This is a genomic window from Bradyrhizobium sp. LMG 9283, assembly GCF_045571415.1.
In the GTDB taxonomy this organism is placed as follows: Bacteria; Pseudomonadota; Alphaproteobacteria; order Rhizobiales; family Xanthobacteraceae; genus Bradyrhizobium.
Genome location: NZ_CP120691.1, coordinates 6,661,803 through 6,681,688, shown reverse-complemented (window position 1 = coordinate 6,681,688; position 19,886 = coordinate 6,661,803). Strand labels below are relative to the sequence as shown.

Below are 19,886 nucleotides of genomic sequence, written 5' to 3'. Positions count from 1 at the left end.
CCGCGTCTTCCGTGATATCGAATCCGTTGACGACCTCGGCTGACGATTTGATGGCCTTCTTGAGTCTAGCGATGATATCTGAACGCTCCCGCTCCATAGTTCCAAGCACAAGCACTTGAACAGGCCGTCCTACCGCCTTCGTCGAAGGCTGCGTAAGAGTCCCATCAGTTCAGAGTTGTAGTCAGGGATGTTGGCGTGCAGGGGAAGGCTCAGAACCAGATCCAGCGCAGGCAGGCGCGGAGGAGACGAATGACCGTCAGCAAATATCAGTTCAGGCACGAGCTGCGGCAGCTGATCGAGAAGCACATCAGCGCGGCGAGCACGTTCGAAGACTACGTCCTTATCATCGGGCAGTTAGAAGAGGCGAGGTACATGTTGGACCTGGAGGCCGAGAAGTTTCCGGACGAAGAGGTCGACGCCTTCGGCTGGAAGTGCTGAAATAAGCTGGAGAAGCCGGCCAAATGGAGGATTAGGTGCGAACGTGCGTCTCGTTGAATTAATCGATGAAACAGAACGCTCAAATGTGAAGCCGACACGACGCCCATGTGAGGCCGCGACGACACACTCAGGTAAGAAAGGAGATTATTCGTTCGTTTCGTACAGTGTTGGTCGAGCAAAAGCGCCCAAAGCGCTGGCAAAGTCAGTGTGCCGGCCAACCCCGGACAGGGGCAACGCGGATGGGAGATATAATGTTTGAGCGCGATGGTGACTTGATCTCTCAACTTCTGCTTTACGTGATCCTGTTGCTTATTCTTGCGTCTCTGATGATCGCTGCATGGCAGACTACAGGATGACCGAAACCGATCGCCGCGAGTTGCTGGAGAATTGATCGAGCGCGATCGTCGCAGGAAGTCGGGTTCGGGTTTCAAGTTCATGCCCGAATGACAGGCCGAACAAGTTCGAGCGCTTCATCGACGGCGCCAATCTCCCGGCAACCGCCAACCAGAGCTGCGAGAGCTGGCATGGCCCCATGGGTGCGTCCTTGCTAACGGTCCCGTCGGCCTCGTTCACAGACTTTACAAAAGGTGCATTTTAGAGGGGTCCAAAGGCCACAGGCTCAGCCGGGGATTAACCCAGGTCAACGTACTGTGGGTGACGGGTATTGGTGCCGGCCGGCTAGGCGTTGCGTTCCTAGAAATGCGGATGGGAGCGGCGGATGCAAAGTCATCCGGTAACCTTTCGAAGAGAAGGTGGATTCGCGCAATTATGCCACAGCGGGCTTTCGATCAAAGTCGGGTTGATGATGATTGTCTGTGTCGTTATCGCTTCGGAGCCGGCCTACGCGGCGCGAGCAACACGGGCTGCGCAAACGCCGCAAAGTGCCGAGGGCAAATAGTGCGCACGCGAGGTGGCAAGGGCGGTCGCGATTCGATGGGCGCACCCCCGACCAGATCTGGGCCGCGTGTCTTGGTCGATGATGGTCGCTTGACTTCCTGCACGAACCTTGAAATTCCCACGAGCGCGGAGCGAGGCTAGATCAGGGGCCGCTGTCGTTGCGCTTCGGGGCTCATGCGGCGTGAAGGAATGTCAACCACTAGCGCGGCATTTCCAATACGCGAGACTATCTTGCTCGCTGTTCGCAGGCGGCCGTACCCTTGACGCTGAACAACAAGACGATGTGACGAACATGGAGCAGCAGGGTGATATCGCAGATGGTCACATTCCGATCCTGGGATTATTCGGCTAGCAATGCACGCGGCGTTCGCAGCATGATGGTCTGTCGGTTTGCCCAAGGCGTTTCAAGCGGCAGGCGTCGACCATTGCTTATTTTGGTCGAGCAGGGCGAAGATGCGGTCGGCTGATACCGGCCGACCGATGAGATATCCTTGGATTTCATCACAGCTGGTTTGGCGCAAATACTCGAGCTGTTCCGTGGTCTCGACGCCTTCCGCGACCACGCCAATGTGCAGATCCTGCGCTAGTGTGATTATTGATTTTACGATCGCCGCGCTATCCGGTCGTGTCAGCATGTCGCGTATAAAGGATTGATCGATTTTGATGCGGGTGTAAGGCAATTTTAGCAAATAGGTCAGCGACGAAAATCCCGTTCCGAAATCGTCGAGCGCCACCGTCACCCCCAGTTGCAGGAGTGAATTCAGAATCGATGATGCCGGCTCGTACTTTGAGATCAGCATCGACTCCGTTATTTCGATTTCAAGCCGGCTAGGGGCGACTCTGGCCTGCGTCAGGGCCTGCACGATTGTTTGCAGGATACTGCTGTCATGGAATTGAGCTGCAGAGAAGTTCACGGCGACCCTGAGATCAGAGGGCCAGTTCGACAGCGTCGAGCAGGCGCGTCGGACCACCCACTCACCGATCGGGTGGATCAAGCCGGTTTCCTCGGCCATTGGAATGAACTCAGCCGGCAAAATGACTCCCCGGACAGGGTGTTGCCAGCGCAGCAAGGCCTCAAAGCCGGTTATTCGGTTTGCGCGAATATCAAAGAACGGTTGATAGACGAGAAAAAGCTCGTCTCTCCCGATCGCCTCCTCCAGATCCCTTTGCAGCGCCCTTCGATCGCGCGCTGATTTGTCGTCGCTGACCTCAAAGAAGCGAACCGTTCCGGGTCCCGCTTTTTTTGCCCGATAGAGGGCAAGGTCGGCATTTTTCAGGAGCTCATGAGGCGTATTGCCGTCGCGCGGGGCCAACACGATTCCGACGCTCGTCGTGCCGACGATCTCGCATCTTTCGATCAGGAATGGCTCGCTGAAAGCGCCGACGAAGCGCTCGCCGATTTCCAACGCGTCTTCTACTTTGGCCAGATTGGTCATAATCAGCGCAAATTCGTCCCCGCCGATCCGCGCGACATTATCGGTCTCACGCGCGCATCGCTGCAGTCTCGCCGCGGCCTGAATGAGAAACTCATCTCCTGCGGGGTGGCCGAATTTGTCGTTCACCTCCTTAAAGCGATCGAGATCAAGGAGAAAAACCGCGAACCCCTCGCCCGATCGAGCCAACCGGTTGAGGGCAGCTTCGAGGGTTTCGTTGAAGGCGAAACGGTTCGGCAACTGGGTCAGGGAATCCCGCCGGATCCTCCGTTCGGCTTCCAATTGAGCAATGGTGCGTTTCGTGAATTCGAAAGAATGGGCGAAAACGCCGCGCAGAAGCACGAAGCCATAGGCCACAACGAGGATAGCGACGAGCAGATGGACGAAGTCGCCATTTCTGCCGAGGCAGATTGCCGTACCCACAAAAATCGGAGCCGTGAATGCAACCGCCGCCACCGGAATCGTAGCGAAGGCGAATGCTCCGCCGGCGAGCATCCCGGAGCAAAGACATGTGATCACGAGTTGGCCGCCATTCGAGGCGTCGGCGAAGAAAGCTACCGGAACGACCGCCCAGGCGGTTCCGAGAACGAGCGCATTTCGCACCAGCCGATGCATGGCCTGTCGGGAGACGAACTGCGGCTTCGTAATCCGTCGGGATAAACGCGCCTTCAAGCCTATCGATAACGCGCCGCAAACTACGGCAGCTGCCCAGATCAGGGCATAGTTTCTGTTGGGCGAGTGCCAGAGGGCAATTGCAAGCACCGTCGCATTGCAGGCGTTGGCTAGCATTATGCCCAGGGAATAACCAAGCACGAGGGAGATCTGCTCCGCGCGAATGTGCCCTGCGACCGCTTCATCAGTGGCCGGGCCGCCGAAAGCCGCCAGATCCCCCGCGAATAGCTTCGAGAGATACGAGCTCAGATATGTCCTCATCTGGGACCCCCGCAGGACTGGCTCTAACGTTGCCGCCAGTACTGGAAGGTCGCGGCAAACATTTGAGAAAAGATAAATTGTTGAAGTTCGCCACGTTCGGCGCGGCATGGGGTGGCCGAACTCATTATTTCGGTGGCTAAGGCGGGGCCGAGAGCTGGGGACCCCCTTGTCCTCTGTCGCCGCAAACGCGGGGGCATGGTTCTGTACGTTGCGTACTGACCTATGCCTTTAATCGATTGCCGAATTCAGCGCAGCGGCCATGATGGCAGCTTGTGCGCTAACCTGCGGTGGGGCGGTATGAGATTGATAGTGCTAACGAAAATGAGATGCCGAACGCATCGTAAGTTACGGCCGCATGCGCCGACAACTTTCTCGATCGATGACGTCGGTAGCATAACGCATCGTAGCCGCCCGACATCTCGCCGCTTTCCCGCGCCATATCCGATAAAGCGATGCAATGCTGCGGCTTCACCCCAAAACACGCACGATACGAACGCAAGGGCAGGTCTAATCTCGCCAAGATCATAGAGGTGATGTGGGCGCGGCGATCTCCGCATCCCCTAACCGGTGTCCCATTCCCGAGACCTAGGTACGAGCGCTGGCGGCAGAAGGCGCTTGAGGCGGTGGCCGGCTGTTTTCTCGTACAAGGCGGGACTGCTGCCCTCGCTCCTAGGAGCAATCGTGGGTGTTTCATGCGCAATCGTGACCTTGTCTCCGACAGCTTCCTGACACTGACTGCGGTCGGTCTGGTGGTGCTCTGCTCGAGCCTGCTTGCCTTTGCGTTCGCTTAAAGCGAACGCGCTCGTTGCGTTTGGCGCCTTGACCATGATGTTTCCGGAGAACAGGTGCCCGGATCACACCCTAACCTTCGCGGGAGTGAGATGAGCAACTTCAGCCAGGAAAGCGTGCTGAGCGTCCATCACTGGACGGACAATCTCTTTAGCTTCACCACCACGCGGAATCCATCGTTCCGCTTCCGCAGCGGCGAATTCACTATGATCGGGCTCAATGTCGACGAAAAGCCGCTGCTGCGTGCCTACGGCCTCGCCAGCGCCCATTACGAGGACCGGCTGGAATTCTTCTCGACCAGGGAGCCGAACGATCCCTTAACCTCGCGTCTGCAGCATTTGAAGGAAGGTGACAAGATCACCGTGAGCCGCAAGGCGACCGGGAGGCTGGTCATCGACAATCTCGAGGACGGGCGCAATCTCTATCTGATTGGCACCGGCGCTGGTCTTGCTCCGTTTCTGAGCGTGATCAAGGATCCCGAAACCTATCTGCGATTCGGAAATGTCGTGCTGCTGCACGGCTGCCGCCGCGTTGCCGAGCTTGCCTATGGCGAAATGATCACCGAGAAGCTACCGAGCGACGAGCTGCTCGGGGATTTCGTGCGCTACCAGCTGATCTATTATCCGACCGTTACCCGCGATCCTTTCCGCAACCGCGGCCGGATCACCGACCTGATCGCGTCAGGCAAGTTGTTTTCGGACCTCGAACTGCCGGAAGTCGAGCCGCAGCATGACCGCATCATGATTTGCGGCAGCCCTGCGCTGGTGCGCGATACCCGCGAGCTGTTGGTGGGGAGGGGCTTGGTTGAGGGCAGTCACGGCAAGCCGGCGCAGTTCGTGGTCGAAAACGGCATTTGAACAGTAGCCCTAGATTGTGTGAGATCGAGGCAGGATCTCAACTGTCACCGTCGTCCGCCGGTGGGCCCCAAAGCGTGCTTGTTCTGAGGCTCGGAAGTCCGGCACCTTTGGCGATCTGGCCGCGCACTTTGCTCACGCTGCACTCGCAGAGATCCGCTGTCATGTGGCCATGCCGCTATCGCTATCACTGGCCCTCCTGTCGGGTACTCTTTTAACCGGCCTAGTCGCCCGCGGGCACGATCAGCAGAAGTCGGAGGACCTGCAACAACACCTCGAAAGCTTTACTAACGAGTCCGAACAGGACGGCGCAATGCGATCGATTCCATCTGTGTTGACGTACCACTTGCCGACGTCCGCTGGTTGGAGCCATTCGGGTCGTCGAACGGCGCGCGCTATTCGATCTGACTTCACAGCCGACCCGCTCGAAGTTCTATTTGAGGGGCGTGCGGCTGGCTGACAGGGGACACTACCCGTCGAGATCATGGAGCTGCCTCTTGGTGGAAAGCTCGCCAGCGCCCTTAAATCTTCTGATTGTACCGGCCCACTTCCTGTCAATCGGCGTTCAAATTTGGCTCTCGTTTGCTCTGACGCAGCTTTGATGCAGCACCATTCTATTCTGCGCCGATTAGTTGAATTGCCGCTTCATCAATCGTAACGCCACGGGCGAATGAGGAGATGAGAATGGCACGAGGGCGCTCAAGCCATGACGATACCTCGGCGGCGGCTCCGCGCCGGATCATCAAGTGGAATTCGGCTATGATCTCTCGAGAGCTTCGACAAGGGTGGGAGTGGCCGCGGCTTTAGCGAATGCTCAGACCAAGATATCGGCGGGCTCAAATGGACGCGAACGCACTTTTCATCGGCTTAAACCCGGAAGAGCCTTCCCATGCGCGAACGTTTGAAACGACGATGCGGTGTACGGCGGAGCTAGAAGAGAATGCAATAGCCGGCGAATGGCAGGTCAATCGGCGTTCAATGCAGACCGAATGACACATTAAAGGATTTTGCTGCTCCGAGCTCCTCCATCTTGAGGAATCTCGGCAACGGTAAAGCGCCAGAGGCCGAAGCAAAGAAGTCTAATCCGACGACGTCATCAGGCAATGCCACGCCGTGCGAAAACTTGCTCAAAATATTTGCCGTGTCAGGCACCGTGCTGCTGGGCTTGCTAGCCGCAAGCACTTTTAGCTTGGCATCGGGGCCAGCGCACCAGCGCACCCGACCCACCTAACCGAACATAGCCTCTCGCAGCCGGCTTGCCGTTCTGGTAGCGCCGCGCGATTTACCCAGCAACTCCCGCTGACGCGCGTCACGTTGCGCTTTGAAAGCAGCGACGAAGACCTCAAGGCCGGCCGAGGTTAAACCGTTCTCAGTGACGAAGCCCAGCCGCGTGAGGTTGACCGTCTCGATCAGACTGTCGCCACGCGTGGAACCTCCGCCGAACAGCTTAATGACAATTCTCTGCTCTCTGCGAGTCAGCTTGTTCCAAAGCGTCAAGTCGGGCATCCCATGCCTCACGCGAATCGCTGCATGACACTGAGGAATTAGCCGATCGCCCAGAGGCGAAATCGTGGCAGCGGCCTCAACGCTGTGAGTAGAGGCTAGGTATTTTTGTAGATGCCCTGATGGTACCGAGCTCGCAAGGCGGCGGCCCATGGGCTTTCGTCCGATTAGTACCAATAAGGGACGCTGACAGTCCGTTTATCTTTCCTGCCAAAGCTGCCAAAGCTTCAACAGCACTGATTTAGAATCCTCCAAAGTACGTCTGGAATTTTTGTAAAACACGGTGCCACTCACTCGAGTCGATCGATGATCGAGACATTCTAAGTCGCGCCGCACGCATTTGCGTTGCGGTCACGATATCATCTCTCTAAAGAGGCGATGCAGATCGCTGGCAATCGGACGTTGGTGATAAGGCGCAGGCAATCAACAGCGCGGGTTTGCGGGTGAGTTGTTTCATGTCGGCCGCGCTCGAACGCGGAGAGCCGAACTTCGATCCATGGTGATTGCGGGCCGAGCGTGGAGCCATTTCACGTTGGGCGACATGCTGTTGATGAGGGGCCTTCCGAGAATGCAACGCGCAACTGAGATTGGGTCGGTAGCTCGCCGTGGTGCGGCGCTGCTAAGTGGAGTGGCGTTGCTGGCATGGTTCGAATCGCCCGCTCAATCCCAAACATCGCAAGGCACCAACGCCCTTCCACCTGTTACCGTCGATGCCCCGGCGCAACAGTCGGTCCGCCGTGCACCGAGCAGGCGCACTGCCGCCTCGGTCCGATCCACATCAAGGCGCGCCACGTCGCCTGGCGCCTCGCAAATGGAAACGGTCGCGGTACAGCCTCAACCATCGCAGCCGGGTGTCGTGCCCGCCTTTGCAGGCGGCCAGGTCGCTCAAGGCGCGCGGCTGGGAATGCTCGGCAACACGAGCACAATGAAGTCACCGTTCAATGTGGCGAGCTACACGGACAAGTTCATTCGGGATCAGCAGGCGGCGACCGGTGCGGATGCCTTGATCCTGGATCCTTCCGTGCGCAGTTCGCACCCAACGGGCGGAGTGGTCGATTCCTTCAATATTCGCGGCTTCCCGATCAACGAAGGCAACAATGGTGAGTTCGCCTTCGAGGCTCTTTACGGCATCGCGCCGAGCTACCGCATCTTCACGGATTACGTCGAGCGCATCGAAGTGCTCAAGGGTCCGTCAGCCGCGCTCTCGGGCATCGCACCCAATGGCGGCGTCGGCGGCGTCATCAATGTCGTGCCTAAGCGTGCGGGAGAGGACTTGACCCGTCTTACCGCGAGCTACGGTTCGGCCGCACGGTTCGGAGGTCACTGGGACGTCGCTAGGCGCTATGGCGACAGCAAGGAATGGGGCGTGCGGGCCAGCGGCAGCGTGCGCGGCGGGGACACACCCATCGACCGCCAGTCTGAGACGACAGGCGTCGGGGCGCTGGCCCTCGACTATCAGGACGAACGGTTCAGGTCTTGGCTCTACCTCATCGCGCAGACCGATCGCTTCGACGCTCCATCACGTCCATTCCTCATGCGTGCGGGCCTGCCAGTGCCAAGGGCGCCGGACGGCCGGCTGAATGTGACGCAACCCTGGGAATGGTCGCGCATCAACGACCAGTCTGTCCTGTGGCGCAACGAATACGATGTAACCGATCAGGTTACGCTGTTCGCCGATGTCGGCGGATCGCACACCAATGTCGAGCGCTTCTTCGGTCTTCCGACCATCACCAACACGAGCGGCGACACCACCTCGACGCCGCAATTCTTCGGACTCGGCATTGATCGGCACACCTATGATGGCGGCGTCCGGGCCCGTTTCGATACCGGATTCGTTCACCATGCCGTCACCTTCCAGGCCTCGGTCTATCATGACGCACTGTACCGACGGCTCACCAATGGCAGTCTCGTCACCTCGAACATCTATAGTCCGACCGTGGCGCCAACGCAGTTCGCAAACGAGATCCCCGGACGCCCTCGGCTCTCGGATAGTGAACTCACGGGGCTCTCGATTGCCGATACCTTGTCTGTGCTCGATGAGCGTGTCCTGTTGACTTTGGGTGTTCGGCGCCAGGGCATCGAGGCGAACAACTATCTCTCCAACGTCGGAACGCTGACGTCGTCCTACGACAAGAGCGCGACCACCCCCGTGGTCGGCCTCGTCATCCGACCCCGGGACAATGTCTCCCTGTACGCGAACTACATCGAAGGTCTCAGCCGGGGCGACATCGCGCCTCAAGCCGCTTCCAATTTCGGCGAAGTACTCCCGCCTTACATCGCCAAGCAGTACGAGGCTGGCATCAAGGTAGACTTCGGCCGGTTCGCAACCACCTTTAGCGCCTTCGAGATATCGAAGGCGAGCGGCGAGCTGTCCGCCGGGCGCTTCGGGGCGACTGCCGAACAGCAGGTCCGTGGGCTCGAGCTCAATGTGTACGGTGAACTCATGCCCGATGTTCGTGTCCTCGGAGGCGTTTCGCTGCTGGACGGCACCCTGACAAAGACCGCCGTCGCGGCAAACGTGGGCAACACGCCAATCGGCGTTCCGAACGTACAGGCCAATATTGGCGCCGAGTGGGATCTTCCGTGGATGAGAGGGCTCACTTTGAATGGGGCTGTCATCTACACGGGCAGGCAGTTCGTCGATGCGGCGAACAAGCAGCCGATCCCGGATTGGACGCGACTCGATCTCGGTGCCCGCTACACGACGGCGATCAACGGCAGGAAAACGGTTTTCCGCGCCAACGTTCAGAATGTGACCGGTGAGAATTACTGGTCCAGCGTAGCTTCATTCGGAACGTTCTTCCTGGGAGCACCGCGCACGTACCTGCTGTCGATGACCGTGGACATGTAATCGCTGCTCTTACGGTTGGTGAGACGCTTATCGATGCGCCCTCATGACGGCGCTTCGTGAACTGCTCCTGCTGACAAAATCAGGCTGGTCGATATGCAAGTTTGTCTCCTTTCGCCAACATGCTTGATCCCGACGGAAGAGGTCGATCCCGACAAGGTAGCGGAGCTGCAGGCGCAGATCCTCTGTACGGATTGCTGGACTGTTCCGATCACAGCGGAGAGGGATGCCCTGTTCGTGATGGACGGTCATCACCGGCTGGCAGTCGCGCACCGCCTGCAGCTGCCGCTAGTGCCAGTGATTCTCTTGGACTACAGCGCGGTGCGGGTGGAGAGCTGGCGCCCGGGCCTGACGATCACGCCGTCGTGCATCTTTGCGATGGCGCGCAGTGGCCGAAAATTTCCCTGCAAGACGACGCGACATATTTTTGATCAAGGCCTGCCTAATTGCAACCTGCCGCTGGAGACCTTGCGCCTCCTTGCTCCGCCAGAACGCGCCGTAGCCCATGCCGAAAGGGCGAGGTCATGACCTTGCTCTGCCACAAGCCCCGCGCGGGCCTCTCGCCAATTCTGCGGCCGAGCACGGCGGAGCTATTGGCTGGCAACTGCCCGCTGCTGATCGATTGGGTCGCCCGACATGGGTCACCGGTCAATCTGATCTGGCCCGATGAGCTGCAGGTGAATCTCGCCGCACTCAAGGGCGTCTTGCGAGAGAGCGGTGTTGCACACGCGCTCTATTACGGAACGAAAGTCAACAAATCGCCCGGTCTATTGGCCGCAGCTCTGCGCGCAGGGGCCGGCATTGACGTCTCTAGCCTTTATGAGTTGCGAGATGCCAAACGGCTCGGTGCCGATGGCGCACAGCTTGTGGCGACAGGCCCAGCGAAGACAGCAGCGTTCCACAACGAGCTTATCAGCTGCAACGCTTTGATATCGGTCGATTCACCGGAAGAACTCGAGGATCTGATCCGCTTGCTTCCTGTAGGCGGCCCGGCTCAGCGGGTGCTGCTGCGTTTGCGTCCTACCAACCAGACGCGCAGTCGTTTCGGCATGCCGGCGCTGGCTATCCGGCAGTGCCTGTCGCGCATTGCTGGCGAAGGCCGATTGCGCTTTGATGGGCTGCACTTCCACCTGAGTGGCTATAGTTGGGAATCTCGTGCGCAAGCGATCGGAGAAGTCGCCGGCCTGATCAGCGAATCCCGCGCACAAGGTCTTGCGCCACGCATGATCGACATCGGCGGCGGCCTGCCGATCCAATATGTCGATCAGCGCGCCTATCAGGCGTACCTCGGGGCGCAGATGCCCGAGGACTACCGCACCGGGAAGGTGCCGACCTCCTTCTATCCCTACGGGGGAGAGCTTTCCGCGGCCGAATGGCTACGCAGTCTGCTGCGTGCGCCGATGGCCGATGGCCGCAGTCTCACGAACTATCTTGTCGATGAGGATCTGGTGCTGGGGATGGAGCCCGGGCGAGCACTGGCCGATCAGGCAGCGATTTCCGTTTTCCGGGTGTTGCGCGTGAAAGCCGTTGGCCCTGATGCCCATGTCGTTTTCGTCGAAGGCAGCAGCTTCAGCGCTTGCGAAACGTGGTTCGGCTCCGAATTCCTAGTCGATCCCATCCTGGTGCCGGCCACACCGCCCCCCGTCGCCGCAGAACCCATCCGAGGCTATCTGGCAGGCCATAGCTGCTTGGACGAGGACGTCCTTTGCAATCGATGGCTCACCTTTCCGATTCCTCCGCGAGCCGGAGACCTTTTGGTTTACGCCAACACCGGCGGTTACCAGATGGACCTCCTTGAAAACGAATTCCATCGCCACCCGATGCCGAGCCGCCTTTGCGTGGTTCAGGACGCAAAAGGGCAGCTCACGCTCGTTCCCGACACGATAGGAGAGGCACAATGCTCTGCACGACCGTAAGCCAGTTGATCGGCCAAACGCCGGTGATGCCGATTGCCGTACCGAACAGCGATGCCACGCTGGTGCTGAAGCTTGAGAAGAACAATCCGGGTGGCTCCATGAAGGACCGAATGGCGCGCAGCATGGTGCTTGCCGCGCTTGCGGACGGGCGGCTTCCGCCGGGCGGCACCATCGTCGAATCGTCGTCCGGAAACACCGGAATCGGATTGGCGTTAGTTGCTTTGGAATTGGGCCTACGTTTCATCGCCGTTGTCGATCATCACGCCGCGCCGGACAAGATCCGCACGATGCGCGCGCTGGGCGCGGAAATTCGCTATGTCGAGGGCAATTTTCGGGAGGACGAGGTTGCGGTGGTGGAGCGCCAACGGCTGGCTGCCCAACTTGGTGCCCAGCTTCCTGATGCGTTGTTCATGAACCAATCCGACAATCCAGCAAACCCGGAAGGCTATGCGGGTTTCGTCGACGAACTCCTGGCGCAGCTTCCAGACGGCATCGACGCCTTTGTCGGTTGTGTCGGCACTGGCGGCTCCATGACCGGTATAGCCCAGCGTCTGAAGCGAGTTAATCCTGCTGTCCGGACCATCGCCGTGGAGCCGGCCGGCTCGATCATCTTCGGCAAACCCGGCCACCCCTACTACCAGTCGGGAACGGGGACGCCCGCTGGCGATGAAATAGGCAAGGTGCTCGACTATGGATGCATCGATGAAGGGGTCCAGGTCACCGACACCCAAGCCTTCGAAACAGCACGTTTTATCGCCCGGCGCCATGGAATTCTAGTCGGGGGCTCAACCGGGGGCACCATCTACAAGGCGCTCGAATTCATTGCGGCCCGCAAGCTGTCCGGCACCGTGGTCACGCCCGTTGCCGACGGTGGCGAGAAATATCTGAGTTCGGTCTTCGACGATGAGTGGATGGCCAAGCGCAATTTGTTGGATCCGACAATCGGCGCACAGCTCGACGGCTGGCTATCCGGAAGGGCGCGCGCAGCATGAAGGTGACGATCTGCGGTGCGGGGCGCACGGGGCATTTGAATGCCGTGCTCTTCAAGCAGCATCAAGGTCTCACTGTGTCGGTGCTGACCGGAGCGGCAGCCGTCGCCAATCGGTGGACGAGCGGAGATGGTGTTTGGTGCGCCGAGATGCCGGACGGCCAAGTCTTGAGCGGGCGGCCTGACTATGTCGGGACCGATCCGGGCGAGGCACTCACAGACACGGACCTCGTGATCGTGACGCAGCCAGCCCACGCGCGGCCTGCGCTTCTGGGCGACTTCGCACGGCATCTCCCGCGGGACAGGCGCGTCTATGCCGGCGCCATTCCTGGCTTTTGCGGCTTCGACTGGCTCGCAGCCAAAACCCTATCCGCCACAGACAATGTGGTGATCTGGGGCATGAAGGACGTGCCCCATACGGCCTTCGACCTCGTTCCGGGCGAGCGGGTGCGCATGGGCGGGGCAAAGGCTCAGCTCTTTGCGGCGCTTCATCGCCGCGAGACCGCAGCGAGCCGTGCCAAGCTCCAGGCGATGCTGAGTCGCCTTTATGAAGCCCCGGTCGCCATGCTGCAGGACTATCTGGAAATCACGCTGACGCCGGGCAACGCGCTGATGCATCCCGCCGTGCTCTATGCGTTAATCGGCCCTGGCGCCCCTTGGGAAGACAAGCCCTTTGACCGTCCCTTTTGCTGGTGGAGCGATTGCCCGCGCGCCGGCGCCGAATTGCTGGAGGACTGCGATGCGGAAAACCAGGCAATCCGCCATGCCGTCGAGTCACGCCTGGGCATTGATCTGAGTTCAGTGAAGCCGCTCCGACAGGAATTGATCGAGGCTTATGGCAGCCAGATCGAGGACGACCGGACCATGTACACGCTGTTGCGAACCAATCGTGCTTACGCTGGCATTCATGCCCCACTTGTTCCCAATCCGGACGGGCCCGGCCTTGTCATCGATCGCGCAAGCCGCGCTTTCCACGAAGACGTCGCCTTCGGACAGTCCCTGCTTGTGGAATTGGCCGCGCGGCTTGAAGTGGCAACTCCCGCGATCACGAAAACCTACAACTGGGCGCTCAACTATCACGGCGGGTTCACCGAAGGCGCGCCGGCCTGTTTGCCCATCAACTGGCCGGAGGAAGGGTGATGGACGAGAGGATGTCTTCCTCCCCAAATGCCGACGCTCAGGCGTATGCCGCGCAGCTCCGGTTCGGCGCATCGCGCAATGCGCTCAAGCGGTTGGTACGCTGCCTGTTCGCCGAGCGTCTTCTTAACCCGGATGCATTATTGTGGGCGCGTGACGGCAACCAGGCATGGCTCCCCCTTTGGCAGTCACGCCGGGTCCTGCATTTCACCGACCTGCGTCGTGCGCCTGCCGGAACATTGCAAAATCGTGGTTCTGTCGAAGTCCTGGACGAGACCGGCGCTCGGCGCCGGATCGATGATCCCTCCGACTTCATCGGGCAGGTCGCGACCGCGTTGGCGATCTCGCCTGCATCGGACGGCATCCAGGATCTCATACGCGATGTCGAGGACAGCATGCGCAACGACGTCCTGGCGCGCCGTCATCGGGAGCAATGGAGCGCCGAGCTGCGAGGGAAGGTGGCCGAAGCAGGTCCGCAGGGATTCCTCGCATATCTGCAAAAGACCTTGCCGCCGCATCTTGCGGCCATGACTCTCGATCAGTGGGGCGCGCTGGAAGGTCACCCCTTCTATCCGACATGGAAGGCCAAACCCGACCTGTCGCCCGAGGACGTCACTGCTTTGTCGCCGGAGTTCGGTGCTCGCGTGCGCGTTCGAATCGCAGCGCTCCGTAAGGAATGGTCCTACGTGGAAAAGATGCCGCATGTCGGCAGTTATCCGGAATGGTTCGCACAAAACTTCCCCGAGCTCTCGGGCGAATGGGCCGAAGGATTGAACAGGCGCGGAAAGTCTCCTGAGGACTGGCTGCCTCTGCCTGTTCATATTTGGCACCTTGACAATTTCCTGCACCGCGAATTCGCGTCCGAGATAGCTTCCGGAGTCTTCGACCCGGACGGTCCGGAGGTCGTAACGCTGCCGTCAATGTCGTTCCGCACAATGCTGCCGGACACACGGGAGCCGAGGCCCTTTATCAAACTGCCGGTCGCGATCTGGATGACCAGCGAACGGCGCACGCTGCAGGCCAAGTCGATACACATGGGACCGCGTCTCAGCACCCTGATTTCCGACATTCTGTCAAAGGAGAGGGATCTTCACGACGGGTTGGAGATCTTTACCGAGGAGCTGGGCGCAATCCTGCACCATCCCGTGACCGGCGACGAGCATCCAGGCCGCTTTCTTTCGGTCGTCTACCGCAACGCCGACGCTCTGGCGCGAAATGATGGACTGTTGCCGGTCACCGTCGCGGCACTCTTGACGGCAAGCCCGATCGATGGCCGCCCGCTCATTTGCGAATTGATCGCGAGAAACGGCGATGAAAGCGAAGCAGCCGTAGCGGCGTTCTTCCGTGCCTATGCAGGGGCCGTGATCGGGCCAACGCTTGCCATGTATCTGCTCTACGGTATCGCGTTTGAGGCGCATCAGCAAAACAGCACAATCCTGTTCGATGACACCGGTCGCCCGCGAAAACTGCTGATCCGTGATTTCGGCGACGGCCGCAGTTTTGCGCCTCTCTTTAAGGAACGCGGGCACCACCTAAAGCCCTTCAGTCGCGCGGGGATCTTACCGACAACATTTGACGACGATATCAGTCTCGTGCGCTCATTCGTCATCGATGCCTGCTTCGTCTGCCACCTTCATGAGGTGGCACTGTGTCTCGACGAACATTATACGCTGTCGAGCACAAGCCTTTGGCGCATCCTGCGGGAAGAGGTCGAGGCAGCTTTCGACACGCTCAGGCCGCGCATGTTGTCGGACGCGTTCTGGCTGGAAGAACGCGAGGCCTTTCTCGAGAAGCCCTGGCCGACCCGCTCGGTGCTGCGGATGCACCTGGAGCGTTATCGCGACTATCGCCTTGAGCACGAGCTGCCAAATCCAATGGCGGCAGCAGAATGACAAATGCTTCGGCCGCGCTTCGCGGCTTCGGACCTGTTTTCGCTCTGCTGTTCGGGCTGCAATTCATTTCCATGGGAGCCATGGAAATGAGCGGTCCATTCTGGCCGATCCAAATCAAAGCGTTGAGCCCTTCCGACAGCGTCTTTGGACTCGCAGGTGTTGGTGTCTATGTCGGCCCGATGATTGGCATGTCGCTGACCAGCGCCTTTTGGGGGCGAATGGGCGATCGCTACGGCAATCGGCTGATGATGGTTCGGGCGCTCGGCGGTCTGGCGGTCACGCAGCTCGTTGTTGCCATTGCACAGGATGTCTGGACCATTATGGCGCTGCGTTTCTTGCAGGGCGCCTGCGCCGGCTATATCGCGCCAGCGCAGGCCTATGGCGTGCAGATGACGGGCGGGAAGGATCGCGCAAGCCTGTTCGCCTGGCTTCAGGTCGCTACCAATGTGGGCTCGCTGGGCGGCGCTTTCCTGGGCGGGCTCATTCTCGATAGCTTCCCATTTGCCGCAATAAATCTGACCGCTGGTGCAATTTGTGCGCTGTGCGCCTTCGTCGCCTGGTTGAGCCTGCCCGTACCGACGTCAGCAACCGTGGCAGCCGATCCCCGCAACGTGGGCACCGCAAAGCAGAGGTCGTCGACAGGTGCTCCGATCGCAGCTCTTCTTGTCTTGATGGGGATGCTGATTGCCAGCCGCATGGTCCTGCAGGTTCCTTTCTCACTGTACATCACCCAGGTATTTGGCGCCCGGCACTGGGTTGCCGGATTCACTTACGGGCTGCTGGCGTGCGGCTTTGTCGTGGCCGCGCCGCTGTGGGCGCGGCTCTTCGAGAATCGCACGCCGTCCTATGTGCTAGGCGGGAACGTGCTAATTTCGGCCGCGTGCGTGTTGGTGACGCATCTGGCCGGCAGTACGGGCTCCGTTGCCGTATTTGCGTTCCTGTACTTTATCTGGGGCATGCTTCTTGGTGGAACGACTCCGGTCCTACTTGCGCTTATCTCGGTAGCCGTGGCTAATGATCGGCAAGGTTCGGTGCTGGGCCTTGCGCAAGCTTGCCAGCAGGTCGCTTCCGCGAGCGGCATCATTGCCGGCGCCGCGGTCACCCAGCTCTTTGGTCTCGAGGCCGCTTTCCCGCTCGTCGCCACGCTTTACGCCTTGTCATTTTTGTCGGCTCTCGGCATTTGGCTCAAAACTGCGCACCCCACTCAAAAAGGAAGCCGACCATGACGGAACACCGATCGCTGCTGCATGCCGCGGTGACGGCTTTTGCCCTGATCACTTTGCTTTCGCCAGCCGCATTCGCCGGCGACCCTGGGCAGACACGGACCCAAGCGCCGCTTACCGTCACTGATATCGCGGGCCGCCAGGTGACGCTTAACGCGCCCGTCAAGCGCATGCTTCTGGGCGAAGGCCGGCAGCTCTATCTGATCGCATCGCTGGAGCCCAAAGATCCTCTGGCCCATGTGGTTGCCTGGCGCACCGATCTGATCGCAGCCGACCCGGCCACTTACGCGCAGTATCTCGAAGTGTTTCCCCAGTTGGCGGAGCTCCCTGCCTTTAAGGGCCAGGAGGACAGCCTGATCGACATCGAATCGGCGATCATTCAGAAGCCTGATGTGGTGCTGCTCAATCTTGAAGCCATGCAGGCCAACAAGGATGCCAACTACATCGAGAAGCTCGCGGCACTGAACATACCGGTTGTTTATGTCGATTTTCGCCACCGTCCCCTGGAAAACACCGAGCCGACCATTCGGCTCCTTGGCAGGATCATGGGGCGCGAAGCGCGTGCGGAGGAGATCATTGCATTTCGCCGCCAAGCCATGGCTGCGGTTGCCAACGTCCTTGCCGCCAAACACCCGAAACGCCCCAATGTGTTCGTCGAGCGGATCGGTGGCTACACGCAGGATTGCTGCCTGTCTTTCGGCGCGGAAAATTTTGGCAAATATGTCGAACTGGCTGGCGGCCATAATATCGGCAGCGATATCATTCCTTCGACCTTCGGGCAGATCAGCCCCGAACAGGTCATCGTCGCCAACCCCGAGCATGTGGTGGTTACCAGCGCCGACTGGCAAGCCTATGTGCCCGGTGGCCGCTGGATTCCGCTCGGACCAGGGGCGGATCCTCGCCTGACACGCAAGAAGCTCGAATGGTTCACTACTCGCGATGCCTATACCGGTATCGTGGCAAAGAAGACGCGGAACTTTCACGGCATTTGGCACCAGTTCTACAATAGCCCATACGAATTTGTTGCCGTCCAGCAATTGGCGAAGTGGTTCCACCCCGATCTGTTTGCTGATCTGGATCCCGACGCAAGCTTTGCCGAATACCATCGTCGATTCCTGCCGATAGACTACCGGCCCGGCTATAGCGTCAGCCTTTCCGACAGCGAGCGATGACAGATCTCCATACCGAAACACTGACCTTGGCCGGACGCGACGCTTACCAAGCGCTCAGCGTCAGGCGATGGATCGTTCTCCTTGTGCTGGTGGTCGGGGTTTGCATCGCATTGGTCGGCGACCTCTCGACTGGACCGGCCAGCTACGGGCTTGGAGACATTGTGCGCACGCTCATGTTGCCAGCAGAGGCTGATGCGCAGATGCGGGTCATTGTCTGGTCGATCCGCATGCCATCAGCGCTCATGGGCATGGTGGTCGGTGTGGCGCTTGCCATCGGCGGCGCTCAGATGCAGACCATCTTGAACAATCCGCTAGCGAGCCCGTTCACGCTGGGCATTTCCGCCGGTGCAAGCTTTGGTGCGGCCCTGGCGCTGGCCTTTGGTGTCGCGCTGATTCCGATGGCAGGCGACTACATCGTCGCGGCGAATGCTTTCGTCGTGGCCATGGCAACCGCTTTCCTGATCCATTTGGCCAGTCTGCGGCGCGGAGCTTCGATCCAGATGATCGTGCTTTTGGGCATAGCGCTGGTTTTCAGTTTCAATACCGCGCTCGCTATCACCCAATATTTCGCTGCCGAGCAGGCGGTCGCGGCCATCGTCTTCTGGACCATGGGCAGCCTCACCAAGGCGACATGGCCCAAGCTCGCCATCACCGCGCTCGTCGTGGGTCTCACCTTGCCAGTCTTTCTGCGCCGCCGGTGGCAGTTGACGGCCCTACGTCTTGGCGAGGCGCGTGCGGCGAGCTTCGGCATTCCCGTGCGGCGCCTGCGGCTGGAAACCCTGATCCTCGTATCCCTTTTGTCGGCAATCCCCGTCGCGTTTGTCGGCACGATCGGCTTTATCGGTCTCGTGGGTCCGCACATCGCCCGCATGATGGTCGGCGAGGACCAGCGCTTCCTGCTGCCCGCGAGCGCGCTGACTGGCGCGCTGATCATGTCGTTGAGCTCGATCCTGACCAAAATCGTGGTACCCGGCGCGGTCCTGCCGATCGGCATCGTCACCTCAGCGATCGGATTGCCGGTCTTCCTCTATTTGATCCTGAAAAGCGGAAGAGACATATGGTAGTGCTGAGCACCCATCGTCTCGGCGCCCGCTTCGGATCGCGCCAGGTACTACGCGATGTGACGCTTCCGCCCTGTTATGGCGGCGAGGTGGTCGCCGTCATCGGGCCGAACGCAGCGGGCAAGTCGACGCTGTTCCGGCGCCTGGCAGCCATTCTTCCGGGGCCCGGCGAGTGCCGGTTGGAAGGCGTGCGCGATGCAGATCGCGCGGTCGCCTACATGCCTCAGGACCAAACGGCAAGCGCCGTGCTGACCGTATTCGAATCCGTTCTTCTTGCGCGCAAGCAGGTCAGCGCCTGGCGTCTGGAGAGGTCTGATCTGCTGGCGGTGGACCAGGCGCTGGCAGCACTCGAAATGGGCGATCTCGCCAATGAAATCCTTTCCGAGCTGAGCGGTGGACAGCGTCAGCTCGTTGGGCTTGCCCAATGTCTCGTGCGCGAACCGCAGGTGCTGCTCTTGGATGAGCCGACCAGCGCGTTGGACATGCACCGCCAACTCGAAGCGATGCGGCGGGTGCGCAGCCTTGCACACGACAACGGAATGCTCGTGCTGATCGCGCTGCACCATCTCGACCTCGCACTGAAATTCGCCGACAAGGTCGCGATCCTCTCCGCTGGAACATTGCACGATTTCGGTACGGCGGCTGACGTTCTGACGCCGGAAAACCTCGCCGCAACCTTCCGCATTAAGGCACGTGTGGAATCCTGCTCGCAGGGCAAGCCACATTTGATCGTTGACGACGCGATCTGACGCGCACGCGTCAGGGCGGCCGGCCTCAGAAGTCCGTCGTGAGCTGGATAAGT

General features: G+C 59.9%; 14 protein-coding genes. 12 read left to right on the top strand and 2 right to left on the bottom strand.

Annotated features, from left to right (window positions below):
* Positions 1-249 precede the first annotated feature (249 nt).
* Positions 250-438 (top strand): hypothetical protein, encoded by a 189-nt coding sequence (locus tag P6U29_RS31360; RefSeq protein ID WP_407114207.1) that lies wholly within the window; start codon positions 250-252, stop codon positions 436-438.
* A 1,301-nt stretch (positions 439-1,739) separates the two neighbouring features.
* On the opposite strand, the gene P6U29_RS31355 is transcribed toward P6U29_RS31360, so the two are convergent.
* Positions 1,740-3,701 (bottom strand): putative bifunctional diguanylate cyclase/phosphodiesterase, encoded by a 1,962-nt coding sequence (locus tag P6U29_RS31355; RefSeq protein ID WP_407114206.1) that lies wholly within the window; start codon positions 3,699-3,701, stop codon positions 1,740-1,742.
* 881 nt (positions 3,702-4,582) lie between these two features.
* Between P6U29_RS31355 and P6U29_RS31350 the strand changes: the two genes are divergently transcribed.
* A complete protein-coding gene (locus P6U29_RS31350; protein ID WP_407114205.1) occupies positions 4,583-5,347 on the top strand; it encodes a ferredoxin--NADP reductase in 765 nt (254 codons plus the stop codon).
* A gap of 1,224 nt (positions 5,348-6,571) precedes the next feature.
* Here P6U29_RS31350 and P6U29_RS31345 read toward each other — a convergent pair.
* Positions 6,572-6,850: a hypothetical protein gene (locus P6U29_RS31345; protein ID WP_407114204.1), complete on the bottom strand. Its 279-nt coding sequence runs from the start codon at positions 6,848-6,850 to the stop codon at positions 6,572-6,574.
* 808 nt (positions 6,851-7,658) lie between these two features.
* Between P6U29_RS31345 and P6U29_RS31340 the strand changes: the two genes are divergently transcribed.
* From P6U29_RS31340 to P6U29_RS31295, 10 genes are all read left to right on the top strand, one after another.
* Positions 7,659-9,698: a TonB-dependent receptor gene (locus tag P6U29_RS31340; protein ID WP_407114203.1), complete on the top strand. Its 2,040-nt coding sequence runs from the start codon at positions 7,659-7,661 to the stop codon at positions 9,696-9,698.
* Between the two features lie 93 nt (positions 9,699-9,791).
* On the top strand, positions 9,792-10,223 hold the full coding sequence (locus P6U29_RS31335) for a hypothetical protein (protein WP_407114202.1): 432 nt from the start codon (positions 9,792-9,794) through the stop codon (positions 10,221-10,223).
* Complete coding sequence (locus P6U29_RS31330; protein ID WP_407114201.1) at positions 10,220-11,611, top strand: Y4yA family PLP-dependent enzyme; 1,392 nt, start codon at positions 10,220-10,222, stop codon at positions 11,609-11,611. The genes P6U29_RS31335 and P6U29_RS31330 overlap by 4 nt, the downstream gene beginning before the upstream one ends.
* Entirely contained in the window at positions 11,593-12,603 is a 1,011-nt protein-coding gene (locus P6U29_RS31325) for a PLP-dependent cysteine synthase family protein (RefSeq protein ID WP_407114200.1), read from the top strand. The genes P6U29_RS31330 and P6U29_RS31325 overlap by 19 nt, the downstream gene beginning before the upstream one ends.
* On the top strand, positions 12,600-13,739 hold the full coding sequence (locus P6U29_RS31320) for an NAD/NADP octopine/nopaline dehydrogenase family protein (protein ID WP_407114199.1): 1,140 nt from the start codon (positions 12,600-12,602) through the stop codon (positions 13,737-13,739). The genes P6U29_RS31325 and P6U29_RS31320 overlap by 4 nt, the downstream gene beginning before the upstream one ends.
* On the top strand, positions 13,739-15,628 hold the full coding sequence (locus tag P6U29_RS31315) for an IucA/IucC family protein (protein WP_407114198.1): 1,890 nt from the start codon (positions 13,739-13,741) through the stop codon (positions 15,626-15,628). Before P6U29_RS31320 ends, P6U29_RS31315 begins: the two co-directional genes overlap by 1 nt.
* Positions 15,625-16,854, top strand: a complete 1,230-nt coding sequence (locus tag P6U29_RS31310; protein WP_407114197.1) for an MFS transporter — start codon at positions 15,625-15,627, stop codon at positions 16,852-16,854. The genes P6U29_RS31315 and P6U29_RS31310 overlap by 4 nt, the downstream gene beginning before the upstream one ends.
* Entirely contained in the window at positions 16,851-18,023 is a 1,173-nt protein-coding gene (locus tag P6U29_RS31305; RefSeq protein WP_407114196.1) for an ABC transporter substrate-binding protein, read from the top strand. The genes P6U29_RS31310 and P6U29_RS31305 overlap by 4 nt, the downstream gene beginning before the upstream one ends.
* On the top strand, positions 18,020-19,087 hold the full coding sequence (locus P6U29_RS31300; RefSeq protein WP_407114195.1) for a FecCD family ABC transporter permease: 1,068 nt from the start codon (positions 18,020-18,022) through the stop codon (positions 19,085-19,087). The genes P6U29_RS31305 and P6U29_RS31300 overlap by 4 nt, the downstream gene beginning before the upstream one ends.
* On the top strand, positions 19,081-19,833 hold the full coding sequence (locus P6U29_RS31295; protein ID WP_407114194.1) for an ABC transporter ATP-binding protein: 753 nt from the start codon (positions 19,081-19,083) through the stop codon (positions 19,831-19,833). The genes P6U29_RS31300 and P6U29_RS31295 overlap by 7 nt, the downstream gene beginning before the upstream one ends.
* Positions 19,834-19,886: the final 53 nt, after the last annotated feature.

Bases quoted from the DNA above. Each gene is read 5' to 3' on its own strand.
- P6U29_RS31350 (WP_407114205.1), top strand. From the start codon at position 4,583: ATGAGCAACTTCAGCCAGGAAAGCGTGCTGAGCGTCCATCACTGGACG.
- P6U29_RS31310 (WP_407114197.1), top strand. From the start codon at position 15,625: ATGACAAATGCTTCGGCCGCGCTTCGCGGCTTCGGACCTGTTTTCGCT.
- P6U29_RS31335 (WP_407114202.1), top strand. From the start codon at position 9,792: ATGCAAGTTTGTCTCCTTTCGCCAACATGCTTGATCCCGACGGAAGAG.
- P6U29_RS31295 (WP_407114194.1), top strand. From the start codon at position 19,081: ATGGTAGTGCTGAGCACCCATCGTCTCGGCGCCCGCTTCGGATCGCGC.
- P6U29_RS31305 (WP_407114196.1), top strand. From the start codon at position 16,851: ATGACGGAACACCGATCGCTGCTGCATGCCGCGGTGACGGCTTTTGCC.
- P6U29_RS31320 (WP_407114199.1), top strand. From the start codon at position 12,600: ATGAAGGTGACGATCTGCGGTGCGGGGCGCACGGGGCATTTGAATGCC.
- P6U29_RS31360 (WP_407114207.1), top strand. From the start codon at position 250: ATGACCGTCAGCAAATATCAGTTCAGGCACGAGCTGCGGCAGCTGATC.
- P6U29_RS31325 (WP_407114200.1), top strand. From the start codon at position 11,593: ATGCTCTGCACGACCGTAAGCCAGTTGATCGGCCAAACGCCGGTGATG.
- P6U29_RS31355 (WP_407114206.1), bottom strand. From the start codon at position 3,701: ATGAGGACATATCTGAGCTCGTATCTCTCGAAGCTATTCGCGGGGGAT.
- P6U29_RS31300 (WP_407114195.1), top strand. From the start codon at position 18,020: ATGACAGATCTCCATACCGAAACACTGACCTTGGCCGGACGCGACGCT.
- P6U29_RS31340 (WP_407114203.1), top strand. From the start codon at position 7,659: ATGGAAACGGTCGCGGTACAGCCTCAACCATCGCAGCCGGGTGTCGTG.
- P6U29_RS31345 (WP_407114204.1), bottom strand. From the start codon at position 6,850: ATGCCCGACTTGACGCTTTGGAACAAGCTGACTCGCAGAGAGCAGAGA.
- P6U29_RS31330 (WP_407114201.1), top strand. From the start codon at position 10,220: ATGACCTTGCTCTGCCACAAGCCCCGCGCGGGCCTCTCGCCAATTCTG.
- P6U29_RS31315 (WP_407114198.1), top strand. From the start codon at position 13,739: ATGGACGAGAGGATGTCTTCCTCCCCAAATGCCGACGCTCAGGCGTAT.